The following is a 12,566-nucleotide window of genomic DNA, read 5'->3' as shown; positions in this document are numbered from 1 at the left end:
TGGCGTACGCCGAGGGCCCGGCTCCGGGGGGAAGCCGGGCCCTCGGTGTGTGCGTGAGCCGTACGCGCGCGTCAGATGCCCTGCCAGGCGGGCTTGTTCGCGTAGGTGTGCCGGAAGTAGTCGGCGAGCTTCAGCTTGGACGCGGCGGCCTCGTCGACGACGACCGTGGCGTGCGGGTGCAGCTGCAGCGCGGAGGCGGGTACGAGCGCGGCGACCGGCCCCTCGACCGTCTGCGCGACCGCCTCCGCCTTGCCCTCGCCGGTGGCGAGCAGCACGAGGTGGCGGGCTTCCAGGATGGTGCCGATGCCCTGCGTGATCACGTGGTGCGGCACCTGGTCGATGTCACCCTCGAAGAAGCGCGCGTTGTCCACGCGGGTCTGCTCGGTGAGGGTCTTGATGCGGGTGCGGGAGGCGAGCGAGGAGCACGGCTCGTTGAAGCCGATGTGCCCGTCGGTGCCGATGCCGAGGATCTGGAGGTCCACGCCGCCCGCCTCGGCGAGGGCCCTGTCGTACGCCTCGCAGGCGGCCTGCACGTCCTCGGCGGAGCCGTCGGGGCCCATGAAGGCGTCGGGGCTCAGCCCGAGCGGCTCGACGACCTGGCGCAGCACGGTCGACCGGTACGACTCGGGGTGGCCCGCGGGCAGCCCGACGTACTCGTCGAGCTGGGCTATGCGGGCGCGCGAGGCGTCCACGGCCCCGGAGCGGACCTTCGCGATCAGCGCGTCGTAGATGGGCAGCGGGGTCGAGCCGGTGGCCACGCCGAGCAGAGCGTCGGGCTTGCGGCGCAGGAGGGCGGCGATGCCCTCGGCGATGAGCTCGCCGCCTGCCTTGGCGTCCTGGACGATGACAACTTCCACGCTGGGCCTGCCGATCTGATGGGTGACGGATGACGATGTGGTATAGACCAATCTAGCAGAATGGCCCTCTCCGCTGGCGGGTTCTCAGAGGCCCGTGTTCGACTGGTGCGCATGAGCGAGCAGCCGGGCCGGATCATGGCGGGGGAGATGGCGGAGCAGCCCGCGGTGCTGCGACGGATCCTCGACCAGGGAGCGCCGCGGATCCGGGCCGTCGCCGAGGCGATCCGGGAGCGCCGGCCGCGCTTCGTCCTGCTGACGGCGCGCGGCACGTCGGACAACGCCGCGCTGTACGCCAAGTACCTGCTGGAGATCCGGCTGGGCCTGCCCTGCGGCCTGACCTCCATGTCCACGACCACGGCGTACGGCGCCAAGCCCGACTACGCCGACGTCCTGGTCGTCACCGTCAGCCAGTCCGGCGGCTCCCCGGACCTCGTCGCCTCCACGCGGGCGGCGCGGGAGGCGGGCGCGATCACCCTGGCGGTCACCAACAACCCCGACTCGTCGCTCGCGGCGGTCTCCGAGCACCACATCGACATCCTGGCGGGCCCCGAGAAGGCGCTGCCCGCCACCAAGACCTACACCGCCTCGCTCCTCTCGCTCTACCTCCTGGTCGAGGGCCTGGCCGGCGACGGCGGCCCCACCGCCGCCGAGCCCCTCCCGGACCGGGCGGCGTCCGTCCTGGAACGGCGCGACGAGGTCCGGGCCCTGGCTGCCCGGTACCGCTTCGCCGAGCGCATGGTCATCACCTCGCGCGGCTACGGCTACCCCACCGCGAAGGAAGCGGCCCTGAAACTGATGGAGACCAGCTACATCCCGGCTCTCTCCTACTCCGGTGCCGACCTGCTGCACGGCCCGCTCGCCATGGTCGACAACATCTCGCCCGTCATCGCCGTCGTCCCGGACGGCAAGGGCGGCGAGGCCCTCCAGCCGGTCCTCGACCGCCTCCGCGGCCGCGGCGCGGACCTCGTGGTCGTCGGCCCCCGCCCCCAGGTCGAAGCGGCCTCCGCGGGCTTCGTCCTCCCGACGGAGGGCATCCCGGAGGAGCTCCAGCCGATCCTGGAGATCCTCCCGCTCCAGCTCCTCGCCTACGAGGTCACCATCGCCCGCGGCCAGGACCCGGACGCCCCCCGCGCCCTGGCGAAGGTCACCGAGACGCGCTGAACGGTCCGGGCGAGCGCTCCCCCGGCGGGCGGTCCCCCAGCGAGGCGGTCCTACGGCAGCGAGCCGTTCGTCGCGTCCAGCCAGTGCCCCGTTATCGCGCGGGCGTCGTCCGACGCGAGGAAGGCCACCACGTCCGCGATGTCGGCGGGGGCGCCGACGCGGCCCAGCGCCGAGAAGGCGGCCGCGCCCGCCCACGCCGCCTCGTCGGCGCGCAGCCACGCCGCGTTGACGTCCGTGTCGACGATGCCGGGCGCCACCGTGTTGACGGTGATACCTCGCGCGCCCACCACCTTCGCCAGGTACCGCGTAAAGGTGTCCAGCGCGCTCTTGCTCATCGCGTACGCGATCACGTCCGGCATCAACGCCGCCCGCGACAGGCCCGTCGACACGTTGACGACCCGGCCGCCGTCCCGCATCCGGTCCAGGCCCAGCCGCGTCACGAAGAACGGCGCCTTCGTGTTGACCGCGAACACCCGGTCGTACTCGGCCTCACCGATCGTGCCGAAGGGCTCGGAGGCGCCGATGCCCGCGTTGTTGACGAGGATGTCCAGGCCCTCGGCGTGCCGGTCGAACGCCGCCCACAGCGCCTCCGCGTCCCCCGGTACGCCGAGCTCCTGCCCGATCGCGAAGGCGGAGCCGCCGGCCGCCTCGATCGCGGCGACCGTCTCCTTCGCGGCCGCCTCGTCGGTGCCGTAGTGCACCGCGACCCGCGCCCCGTCGCGGCCGAGCCGCTTCGCGATGCCCCGTCCGATGCCCCGGCTGCCGCCCGTGACCAGCGCTGTCCTGCCCGTGAGCACGCCCATGGCGCCGCCCTCCCCGTTTCTGTAGTGGTCGGTACAGAAAGACCGTACCAGACTTTCTTTAGTGCGCGCTATAGAATGAAGCCATGGCGACGAAACAGCGCGGCAGGCCCCGCTCCTTCGACCGTGCCACCGCCCTGGAGAAGGCGGTGATGGCCTTCTGGGAGCACGGGTACGAGACGACGTCCGTGGCCGATCTCACCCACGCGATGGGCATCGGCGCGCCGAGCCTCTACGCGGCGTTCGGTGACAAGAAGACGCTGTTCGAGGAGGCCCTCGGTGTGTACGCGGAGAGGTACGGCTCCTTCGGGAGCCGCGCCCTGGACGCCGAGCCCACCGCCCGCGCCGGTGTCGCGCGGATGCTGCGGGAGGCGGCGAGCGAGTACACCGACCCGGCCCACCCGCGCGGCTGCCTGGTGATCTCGGCCGCGATCAACTGCTCGACACCCGAGGTGGAGCAGGACCTCCGCGAGCGCCGCAACGCCAATCTGGCCGGCATGGAGTCCCGTATACGCGCCGACATCGCGTCGGGCCGGCTCCCGGCCGACACGGACGCCGCCGCGCTGGCCCGCCTCAGCGGAGCCGTACTGCAGGGCATGTCGCAGCAGGCGCGCGACGGCGCGACGAAGGAGGAGCTGGAGGCGGTGGCGGAAGCCGCGATGCGCGCCTGGCCGGCGTAGCCCGGCGTAGCGCCCAGCACGCGCCCTGGGCACGTGAACACGGCCCCGAACGCACCCGCGGGCCGCGGCGCCCGACGGGACCCTCAACCCGTCCGGCACCGCAGCCCGGAGTTGCCCGGCCGTCGGGTGTGCGGTCCCGCGGCCGTATGGGAGGTCCCGGACGCAGTCAGGGCAGAGAGCGCCGGGTCCTCGATCCACCCTCCTGTGCGGGGAGGGCGGAGGTCGTGTGTCGCATTCTGGACTAGACCAATCGGGTCTGTCCATCGGTAAGCAGATGGTAATCCCGCGCCCATCCTCCCTCACCGGCCGACAGAACACCAGGCGCGGCCGCACAGGTACGCTCGCACACGTGCCCTCCATGAACGACCTCGTACGCCAGCACACCGCCCTCAGCGACTCGGACCTCGAGTGGCTCCACCTGCTGGTGTCGGAGTGGCAGCTGCTCTCCGACCTCTCCTTCGCCGACCTCGTCCTCTGGGTCCCCACACTCGACGGCACCCGCTACGTCTCCGTGGCCCAGATGAGGCCCAACACCGGCCCGACCTCCTACCAGGACGACATGGTCGGCCACCTGGTCCCGCGCGGCCGCCGCCCGCTGCTCGACGCCGCCCTCGACGAGGGCCGCATCGTCCGCGAGGGCGACCCCGAATGGCGCGAGGAGGTCCCGGTCCGGGTCGAGTCCATCCCCGTACGCAGGGAGGGGCGCGTCCTCGGCGTCATCGCGCGCAACACCAACCTGCTCACTGTCCGTACCCCCAGCCGCCTGGAGCTCACCTACCTCCAGTCCGCGTCCGACCTCGCGCAGATGATCGCGAACGGCACCTTCCCCTACCCGGGGCAGCAGGTCGACATGGACGCATCGCCCCGCGCCGGCGACGGGCTGATCAGGCTCGACGCGGACGGCGTCGTCCAGTACGCGTCACCCAACGCCCTCTCCGCGTACCACCGCCTCGGCCTCGCCGCCGACCTCGTCGGCCAGCACCTCGGCCAGATCACCGCCGAACTGGCCCCCTCCCGCGGGCCGGTCGACGAGGCGCTGGTCAAACTGGCCAGCGGCTACGCCCCGCGCGAGACGGAGGTCGAGGGCAGCGGCGGCGTCATCCAGCTGCGCGCCATCCCGCTCAAGCCCAAGGGGACCCGCATCGGTTCACTCGTGCTGCTGCGGGACGTGACCGAACTGCGCCGCCGCGAGCGCGAGTTGATTACGAAGGACGCCACCATCCGGGAGATCCACCACCGGGTGAAGAACAACCTCCAGACGGTCGCCGCGCTCCTGCGCCTCCAGGCCCGCCGCATGGACTCCGACCGCGGCCGGGAGGCGCTCAACGAGGCGGTGCGGCGCGTCGGTTCGATCGCGATCGTGCACGAGACCCTTTCGCAGAACCTCGACGAGCGCGTCGAGTTCGACGACATCGCCGACCGGGTCATCTCGATGGTCGCGGAGATCTCGCCCGGCAAGGTGACCTGCCGCCGCAACGGCCGCTTCGGCATCCTCGACGCCGAGGTCGCGACCCCGCTGTCGATGGTCCTCACCGAGATCCTTCAGAACGCCCTCGAACACGCCTTCGCTCCGGGCGAGCTCGGCACCGTCGAGGTCTCCGCCGTACGCGGCGACCCGCGCGCCGCCGACGCCCGCCTCCTGATCACCGTTCAGGACGACGGGCGCGGGCTGCCGGAGGACTTCGATCCGCAGCGCGCCGGCAACCTCGGTCTGCAAATCGTACGGACGCTGGTGGAGGGGGAGTTGGGCGGAACGTTCGACATGCAGCCCGCCCCCGGTCGCGGCACGCGCGTAGTGCTCGACGTCCCCGTACAGGCGCAGAAGTAGCGCGGACGCAGCGAGGGGGAACAGCAGCGAGCGGGAACAGCAGCGAGCCCCGGACCGTGGGAGACGGTCCGGGGCTCGAACGCTTTGGGTTACTGCTGCGCGCTGCGGCTCGGGAGGCGGGTGGGTGCGTACTCGCTGTACGCGCCGCCGGGCCTCAGGCTCGTCGCGGTGGCGTCGCTCAGGCGCTGGCGTTGCGCGCCCGGTTGCGGGCGGCGCGGCGCTTCATCGCGCGGCGCTCGTCCTCGCTGAGGCCACCCCAGACGCCGGAGTCCTGGCCGGACTCGAGCGCCCACTGCAGGCACTGCTCCATGACGGGGCAGCGACGGCAGACAGCCTTGGCTTCCTCGATCTGCAGCAGCGCAGGACCGGTGTTGCCGATGGGGAAGAACAGCTCGGGGTCTTCCTCACGACAAACGGCGTTGTGACGCCAGTCCATGGCTGCTACCTCTCCTTGGTGTTGCATTCAGGTTGCTTGTGAATGTGAACGCTTTCACGAATCCCTCAACAAGTGAAGGGCCTACCGCCGGGTGGGCGTGTGGTCCTGTGATTTGAGGAGGGGTTCTGGCTTTCCCTGGAGGCCGGTTCTGCGGGCCGTCCCGATCGCCATGTAGAGATTCGCAAACCTCGGCTGCGGATACAACCCCTTCCGAGAAGTTTTTTTTGATTCCTCGGTGTCGGCTAGGTCACAGCCGTACTTCTATGGGGTGGATCCTGGCCCATACGTTCGAGATAAAGGGTCCGAGGCTCTTCCACTCACACAATCACACGCAGTGCACGGCGAACGCCTGTGAACGTCACGCTCGTCCGCAGCCCCAGGTGGTCTCCGTCCATCTGGAACGGCAGTGGAACCTTCGAATGCAAGGTGAAGTCGGTCAGGTCGTGCAGGGACAGGGCGTGCTTGCCACGCGGTCCGCGCTCCGGGGTCGAGGTGAGCAGCTGCGTCGCGTACCGCGCCACCGCGGCCGTCGACAGCCTGCTCAGTCCGAGCACGTCGAGCCCCGTGTCGAAGGACGCCTCGGGTGCCGCGTACACCGGGCGATTGCCCAGGTAGGTCCAGGGGGCGGTGTTGCAGACTATCGACAGCGCCAGGTCGTGGACCGGGTCCGCGCCGGGGCGCTCCAGCGTGATCACGCCCTGCCGGCGGTGCGGCTCGTCCAGGAACTGGCGCATCGCCTGCCGGATGTACAGCGCGTGCGTCGACCTCCGGCCGCGCTCCCGCTGCTGCTCGACACGGCCGATCACGCCCGCGTCGAAGCCGAAACCGGCACAGAACGTGAACCAGCGGGCCGGCACCGCCTCGTCCTCCGACCCCGGAGTGCCGGAGGCCAGCCCGAGCCCCACGGTCCGCTCGCGCCGCTCGCTCAGCGCGTCCAGGATCGCGCCGGTCGCCTCGACGGCGTCGTTCGGCAGCCCCAGCGCGCGGGCGAAGACATTGGTGGAGCCGCCGGGCACCACCGCGAGGAGCGGCAGCCGCTCCGGGTCCGGGCCGTGGTGCAGCAGCCCGTTGACCACCTCGTTGACGGTGCCGTCGCCGCCGAGCGCGACGACCAGGTCGATGTCGGCGGACTCGGCCGCCCGGCGCCCCACGTCGCGGGCGTGGCCCCGGTACTCGGTCGTCACCGCCTCCAGCTTCATCTCGCTGGCCAGCGCGTGGATCAGTACGTCACGGGTGCGGGCACTGGTGGTGGTGGCTGCCGGGTTGACCACGAGAAGTGCGCGCATGCCCGCCAGGTTACCTACCGCGCGGTACCGGGCCCAGGTGCTCCCGACCCCTGTCCAGTACGTGGACGGGGCCGGCCGCTACCCTGCTGGGGTGAGCAGTACCGAGCCGAACCCCGTCCAGACCGCCGCCGGCGCCCCGCGCCCCGCCCGTGTCACGGCCGCCGCGGCCGTGGCGGGGCTGGAAGCGCTCGCCCTGTTCGCGGGCGGCGCGTACCTGCTCGTGACGAGCCTCACGGGCAAGCCCGACGGCCTCACGCAGGCGGTGACCGGTGGTGTGACACTCATCGCACTCGGTCTGATCCCGCTCTTCGCCGCCCGGGGCCTGCTGCGCTGCCGCAGCTGGAGCCGCGGCCCGGCGATCATCACGCAGCTGATGGCCCTGCCCGTCGCCTGGACCCTGCTCCAGGCGGACAGCGCCGCCATCCCGGGCGGTATCGCCCTGGCGGCCGCCGCGGTCACCGGCCTGGCGCTGCTGCTCCACCCGCAGACCCCGAAGGCCCTCGGCATCCGCGGCCGGGCCTGACCGCCGTCGGGGTCCGGGTCCCGGGGGTCCGGGTCCCGCGCCTCGACCGGCGTCCTACTCTTCGACCAGCAGTTTCTCGCGCAGCTGCGCCAGCGTGCGGGCCAGCAGCCGCGAGACGTGCATCTGCGAGATGCCGACCTCCTGCGCGATCTGCGACTGGGTCATGTTCCCGAAGAAGCGAAGCAGCAGGATCCGCTTCTCGCGCGGCGGCAGGTCCTCCAGCAGCGGCTTGAGGGACTCGCGGTACTCGACGCCCTCCAGCGCCTCGTCCTCCGCGCCCAGGGTGTCCGCGACCGCCGGGGACTCGTCGTCCGTGTCCGGAACGTCCAGCGAGAGCGTCGAGTACGCGTTGGCGGACTCCAGGCCCTCCAGGACCTCCTCCTCCGAGATCCCGAGCCGCTCGGCCAGCTCGTGCACGGTCGGCGAGCGGCCGTGCAGCTGCGACAGCTCCGCCGTCGCGGTGGTCAGCGACAGCCGCAGCTCCTGGAGCCGGCGCGGCACCCGCACCGCCCACCCCTTGTCCCGGAAGTGGCGCTTGATCTCGCCGACCACCGTGGGGGTCGCGTACGTCGAGAACTCGACGCCGCGCTCCGGGTCGAACCGGTCCACCGACTTGATCAGACCGATCGTGGCGACCTGCGTCAGGTCGTCCAGCGGTTCGCCGCGGTTGCGGAACCGGCGCGCCAGGTGCTCCACGAGCGGCAGGTGCATGCGGACGAGCTGGTTGCGCAGCTCGGCCCGCTGGGGCGAGCCGTCCGGCAGCTCGCGCAGCCGGATGAACATCGCCCGCGCGCCGCTGCGGTCCTGCGGGTCGTGCCGCGGCGCCTGCCGCTGCCGGTCCCGCTGCTCGTGTTGCTCGTGTTGCTCGCTCATCCGGTCCGCCTGATCTGCCCGCGCCGTCGCGGCCCCCTCCGACGTCTCCACGAGACCGTCCACCGGGTGTGGCCGCGCCTGCTGTTCCGGGATGCCCTCCGGCGAGCTCAGCGCCCGGGGCCCGCGCTCCTCGTTTCGCACCGGACCGTCCCCGTTCCTCACGCCGGCCCGGGTCCCGCGCCGCGCTGTTTGTACAGGTTGATGGAGACCGTCCGGTCGTCGGCGACGGACGAGTCGACCTTGCCGGCCAGTGCGGAGAGCACCGTCCAGGCGAACGTGTCCCGCTCCGGGGCCCGGCCGTCGGTCGTGGGCGCCGAGACGGTCACGTCAAGGGAGTCGTCGACGAGGCGGAACACACAGCTCAGGACCGAGCCGGGCACGGCTTGCTGGAGCAGGATCGCGCAGGCCTCGTCGACCGCGATGCGCAAGTCCTCGATCTCGTCGAGGGTGAAGTCCAAGCGCGCCGCGAGACCGGCCGTGGCCGTACGCAGCACGGACAGGTAGGCACCCGCAGCGGGCAGCCGGACTTCCACGAAGTCCTGGGTCCCGGGCTCGCCTGCGATCTGGGACACCCTCACCTCCAAGGTGGCACAAGCTCAATCGGGGCTCGGCTCGCGGAAGGAAGCTCCTCCCGGGGCCGGGCCGTGCGGTACGCGGGTGTGCGTAGTCCGCCGTGACGCTATCGCGATTCCATGGTGCCGTGTCGCCGGGGACCCCCGCTCCGACGCCTGTCACTCATGGTAAGCACATGAGTACGGACAGTGGCTAGGGGTTTGCGGGACCCAATCGCGAGAAACCGGCGGAGGGTTGACGTACCCAGGCCTCGGACGATCGAACCGTCGACACGGCACCAACGCCGTCTCCGCCGGCTTCCGGGCGCGGTCGGCCGGGTGGGGATGAGGGGACGTCCGGCCGGCCGGTGATCACGGCGGCGAGCGTGGTCCCGCGCGGGAACGTGCCCTCCGCGGCCAGGGTGAACAGTCCGTACAGCATTTTGGCGACATATATGCGCTCGATGGCGAGTCCATGCCGCTGGGCGAAGTCGTCGGCGAAGTCGTCGAGGGCGGGCGTGCTCCGGGCGTAACCGCCGAAGTGGAACCGCTCGTCCAGGCTCCAGTCGCCCACGGGGCCGCCGAAGGCCCGCTCCTGGAGCGTCCGTATCTCCGCGCCGAGGAAACCGCCCTTGAGCACCGGTATGCCGAGCGTGCGCTGTCCGGGGCCAAGCCCGGCGGCCAGACCGGCCAGCGTGCCGCCCGTGCCGCAGGCCACCGCCACCACGTCCACGGCCACGTCCGCGTCGGTGCCTGCCCGTCCGTGCGGGGCGCGCAGTTCGCGCCCGAGCTCCACGCAGCCGCGCACCGCGAGGGCGTTGCTGCCGCCCTCCGGCACGACGAAACAGCCCTCGGGGGCGCGCTCCAGCAGGCGCGCGAGCACCTCCGGGTCGTCCTTGGCGCGGTACGTCGCCCGGTCCACGAACAGCAGCCGCATCCCGTCCGCCGCGCACCGCGCGAGGGACGGGTTCAGCGGGCGGTCGGCGAGCTCCTCACCCCGTACGACCCCGACGGTGGGGAAACCCAGCAGGCGGCCGGCGGCGGCCGTGGCACGCAGGTGGTTGGAGTACGCGCCGCCGAAGGTGAGGACCGGACGGCCGGCCGCGGCGGCCAGGTTCGGGGCGAGCTTGCGCCACTTGTTGCCGACGAGGTCCGGGTGGATCAGGTCGTCCCGCTTGAGCAGCAGCCGTACGCCGTGCCGGGCGAGGCGCTCGTCCTCGGCGGCCCGCAGGGGGGAGGGGAGCAGCGGGTCGAGGGAGGACAGGTCGAACGCGGTCACCCGGCCATTGTCACGCAGCCTCCGGTCGAGCAGTCGAGCGATGGAGCAGCCGCTCAGTTCAGCCGCTCCTGGATGCGCGTGCGCATCGTGTTCATGGAGAAGCCGCGCGGATCGATCTTCCCCGGCTGCCACTCCTTGTGACCGATGACCGAGCGGGCCGACCAGCCGTGGCGGCGGCAGATCGCGGCCGCCGCCTTCTCGATCGCCTCCAGCTGGACGGCGGGCCACGGGTCCTCGCCGTCGCCGAGGTTCTCGCACTCGAAGCCGTAGAAGTACCGGTTGCCGTCCCGGTTCGCCTCGTTGTCCCGGGGCAGCCGCCTCTCCCCGATCACGGCGCGCAGGACGTCGTCGTCGCCCTTGCCCGCATGGTTCGCGCGGCCGTAGCCGACGAGATGGACGCGGCCGTCCTTGGTGATCACGCCGTGGCACAGCGGCCCCGGTAGCCCCGGGCGGCCCTCCCGGCAGACCCGGACGGTCTGCTCGCTGCCCTTGGAGGCGGTGTGGTGCAGCATCACGCCGTACACCGGCCCCCAGGGCCCCTTGTGGTTGCGGTTGTGCGAGCGCCAATCGCCGGCCTCCACGACCGTGAGGCCTTCGTCGCACAGCGCGTCGAGAAAACTGTTCGCGGACAGGGGTGTGGCCACTCCGCCTCCTTCGTGAGTGAGCCGTACCGGGCTCCTGCCGGAGGCATCCCCACCCGGCCCCGCCGCGCGACGGCGTTCGGGCGGCGTACGAACCGATCCGGACATGAAACCCCTGTCATGCCCCGTGACGGGTGATTCATTCTCGCTCATTTGTGTAATGGCGTGACAACGGAACGTGCTGAAAGGCTTTTCCTCGGAAGTTCGGATGATGATCGAGAGGGAAGTACATGTCGGTTGGGCCGGTCGGCGAGGACGTTCGCACCGAGCAGCAGGCGCCGCAGCAGAGCCTCGGCACCGCCGCCGCGCGGAACCTGGCGACCACCACCAAGTCGGTCCCGCAGATGCAGGAGATCACCTCCCGGTGGCTCCTGCGGATGCTGCCGTGGGTGCAGGTGCAGGGCGGCACGTACCGGGTGAACCGGCGGCTCAGTTACGCGGTCGGCGACGGACGGGTCACCTTCGTCCAGACCGGCGAGCGGGTCGCCGTGATCCCGAACGAGCTGCGGGAGCTGCCCGCCCTGCGCGGGTACGAGGACGACGCGGCGCTCGGCGAGCTGGCGCAGCGGTGCACCCAGCGGGAGTTCGCGCCCGGTGACGTCATCGCCGAGGCGGGCGCGCCCACGGACCGGGTGATCCTGCTGGCGCACGGCAGGATCGAGCAGATCGGCACCGGCCCGTACGGCGACGAGGCGGTCCTCGGCGTCCTCGCCGACGGGGCGTACCTCGGCGACGACTCCCTCACCGACCGGGACGCCACCTGGGAGTGGACGGCCCGCGCGGCGACCGCCTGCACCGTGCTGGAGCTCACCCGCGCGGACGTGACCAGCCTCGCCGAACGGGCCGAGTCCCTGGCCGGACACCTCGCAAGCCTGGCGGCCCTGCCGCGGCAGCGCACCAACGCACACGGCGAGAAGGCCATCGACCTCTCCGCCGGCCACGTCGGCGAGGCGGTCGTCCCGCACACGTACGTCGACTACGAGGCCTCGCCGCGCGAGTACGAACTGAGCGTCGCCCAGACCGTGCTGAAGGTCCACAGCCGCGTCGCCGACCTCTACAACCAGCCCATGAACCAGACCGAGCAGCAGTTGCGGCTCACCGTCGAGGCGCTGCGCGAGCGCCAGGAGCACGAGCTCGTCAACAACAAGGAGTTCGGCCTGCTCGCCAACTGCGACTACGGGCAGCGGCTCCAGCCGCACGACGGAGTGCCCAGCCCCGACGACATGGACGAGCTGCTCTCCCGCCGCCGCGGCAACAAGCTCTTCCTCGCCCACCCGCGCGCCATCGCCGCGTTCGGACGCGAGTGCAACAGGCGCGGGCTCGTCCCCGACACCGTCGAGGTGGCAGGCCATCAGATCCCGGCCTGGCGCGGCGTACCGATCTTCCCCTGCAACAAGATCCCGATCTCCGAGGCCCGCACCACCTCGATCCTCTGCATGCGTACGGGCGAGGCCGACCAGGGCGTCATCGGCCTGCACCAGACCGGCATCCCGGACGAGATCGAGCCGAGCCTCTCGGTGCGGTTCATGGGCATCGACGAGCAGGCGATCATCTCGTACCTGGTCACCGCCTACTACTCGGCGGCGATCCTGGTCCCGGACGCCCTCGGCGTGCTGGAGAACGTCGAAGTCAGCCGCTGGCGATGACCCCG

At 71.6% G+C, this 12,566-nt stretch carries 13 protein-coding genes; 5 read left to right on the top strand and 8 right to left on the bottom strand.

Annotation, left to right across the window (positions count from 1 at the left end; all coding sequences use genetic code 11):
* Window positions 1-71: 71 nt before the first annotated feature.
* Entirely contained in the window at window positions 72-857 is a 786-nt protein-coding gene (gene nagB / locus ABZX67_RS21640; protein WP_355362554.1) for a glucosamine-6-phosphate deaminase, read from the bottom strand.
* A gap of 111 nt (window positions 858-968) precedes the next feature.
* Here nagB and ABZX67_RS21635 point away from each other — a divergent pair, with 111 nt between their 5' ends.
* Entirely contained in the window at window positions 969-2,018 is a 1,050-nt protein-coding gene (locus ABZX67_RS21635) for an SIS domain-containing protein (protein WP_355362552.1), read from the top strand.
* Window positions 2,019-2,068: 50 nt separating this feature from the next.
* Here the strand turns inward: ABZX67_RS21635 and ABZX67_RS21630 are convergent, their stop codons facing one another.
* Complete coding sequence (locus ABZX67_RS21630) at window positions 2,069-2,821, bottom strand: SDR family oxidoreductase (RefSeq protein WP_355362550.1); 753 nt, start codon at window positions 2,819-2,821, stop codon at window positions 2,069-2,071.
* 83 nt (window positions 2,822-2,904) lie between these two features.
* On the opposite strand from ABZX67_RS21630, the gene ABZX67_RS21625 reads away from it, so the two are divergent.
* Window positions 2,905-3,498 (top strand): TetR/AcrR family transcriptional regulator, encoded by a 594-nt coding sequence (locus ABZX67_RS21625; RefSeq protein ID WP_355362548.1) that lies wholly within the window; start codon window positions 2,905-2,907, stop codon window positions 3,496-3,498.
* A 358-nt stretch (window positions 3,499-3,856) separates the two neighbouring features.
* Entirely contained in the window at window positions 3,857-5,326 is a 1,470-nt protein-coding gene (locus ABZX67_RS21620; RefSeq protein ID WP_355362663.1) for a PAS domain-containing sensor histidine kinase, read from the top strand.
* A gap of 178 nt (window positions 5,327-5,504) precedes the next feature.
* On the opposite strand, the gene ABZX67_RS21615 is transcribed toward ABZX67_RS21620, so the two are convergent.
* On the bottom strand, window positions 5,505-5,762 hold the full coding sequence (locus tag ABZX67_RS21615) for a WhiB family transcriptional regulator (RefSeq protein WP_003953983.1): 258 nt from the start codon (window positions 5,760-5,762) through the stop codon (window positions 5,505-5,507).
* 317 nt (window positions 5,763-6,079) lie between these two features.
* Window positions 6,080-7,048 carry a diacylglycerol kinase family protein gene (locus tag ABZX67_RS21610; RefSeq protein ID WP_355362546.1) on the bottom strand — a complete coding sequence of 323 codons (969 nt, stop codon included), beginning with the start codon at window positions 7,046-7,048 and terminating at the stop codon, window positions 6,080-6,082.
* A gap of 91 nt (window positions 7,049-7,139) precedes the next feature.
* On the opposite strand from ABZX67_RS21610, the gene ABZX67_RS21605 reads away from it, so the two are divergent.
* Complete coding sequence (locus ABZX67_RS21605) at window positions 7,140-7,571, top strand: hypothetical protein (protein WP_355362544.1); 432 nt, start codon at window positions 7,140-7,142, stop codon at window positions 7,569-7,571.
* Window positions 7,572-7,625: 54 nt separating this feature from the next.
* On the opposite strand, the gene ABZX67_RS21600 is transcribed toward ABZX67_RS21605, so the two are convergent.
* From ABZX67_RS21600 to ABZX67_RS21585, 4 genes are all read right to left on the bottom strand, one after another.
* On the bottom strand, window positions 7,626-8,606 hold the full coding sequence (locus ABZX67_RS21600) for an RNA polymerase sigma factor SigF (protein WP_355362543.1): 981 nt from the start codon (window positions 8,604-8,606) through the stop codon (window positions 7,626-7,628).
* Window positions 8,603-9,016 (bottom strand): anti-sigma regulatory factor, encoded by a 414-nt coding sequence (locus ABZX67_RS21595; protein WP_031076871.1) that lies wholly within the window; start codon window positions 9,014-9,016, stop codon window positions 8,603-8,605. Before ABZX67_RS21595 ends, ABZX67_RS21600 begins: the two co-directional genes overlap by 4 nt.
* Before the next feature lie 193 nt (window positions 9,017-9,209).
* The gene (locus ABZX67_RS21590) at window positions 9,210-10,274 is read right to left on the bottom strand and encodes a pyridoxal-phosphate dependent enzyme (RefSeq protein WP_355362540.1); all 1,065 of its coding nucleotides are present in this window, start codon (window positions 10,272-10,274) and stop codon (window positions 9,210-9,212) included.
* Between the two features lie 53 nt (window positions 10,275-10,327).
* Window positions 10,328-10,918, bottom strand: coding sequence for an N-acetylmuramoyl-L-alanine amidase (locus ABZX67_RS21585; protein ID WP_355362538.1), 591 nt, complete (start codon window positions 10,916-10,918; stop codon window positions 10,328-10,330).
* A 227-nt stretch (window positions 10,919-11,145) separates the two neighbouring features.
* On the opposite strand from ABZX67_RS21585, the gene ABZX67_RS21580 reads away from it, so the two are divergent.
* Window positions 11,146-12,561 (top strand): family 2B encapsulin nanocompartment shell protein, encoded by a 1,416-nt coding sequence (locus tag ABZX67_RS21580; RefSeq protein WP_355362536.1) that lies wholly within the window; start codon window positions 11,146-11,148, stop codon window positions 12,559-12,561.
* Window positions 12,562-12,566: the final 5 nt, after the last annotated feature.

The organism is Streptomyces sp. NPDC003036 (assembly GCF_040611175.1).
Classification (GTDB): domain Bacteria; phylum Actinomycetota; class Actinomycetes; order Streptomycetales; family Streptomycetaceae; genus Streptomyces.
The sequence above is the reverse complement of the archived record's forward strand: the minus strand, read 5'-3'. Positions and strand labels throughout refer to the sequence as shown.

Bases quoted from the DNA above. Each gene is read 5' to 3' on its own strand.
- ABZX67_RS21635 (WP_355362552.1), top strand. From the start codon at position 969: ATGAGCGAGCAGCCGGGCCGGATCATGGCGGGGGAGATGGCGGAGCAG.
- ABZX67_RS21630 (WP_355362550.1), bottom strand. From the start codon at position 2,821: ATGGGCGTGCTCACGGGCAGGACAGCGCTGGTCACGGGCGGCAGCCGG.
- ABZX67_RS21625 (WP_355362548.1), top strand. From the start codon at position 2,905: ATGGCGACGAAACAGCGCGGCAGGCCCCGCTCCTTCGACCGTGCCACC.
- ABZX67_RS21620 (WP_355362663.1), top strand. From the start codon at position 3,857: ATGAACGACCTCGTACGCCAGCACACCGCCCTCAGCGACTCGGACCTC.
- ABZX67_RS21615 (WP_003953983.1), bottom strand. From the start codon at position 5,762: ATGGACTGGCGTCACAACGCCGTTTGTCGTGAGGAAGACCCCGAGCTG.
- ABZX67_RS21610 (WP_355362546.1), bottom strand. From the start codon at position 7,048: ATGCGCGCACTTCTCGTGGTCAACCCGGCAGCCACCACCACCAGTGCC.
- ABZX67_RS21580 (WP_355362536.1), top strand. From the start codon at position 11,146: ATGTCGGTTGGGCCGGTCGGCGAGGACGTTCGCACCGAGCAGCAGGCG.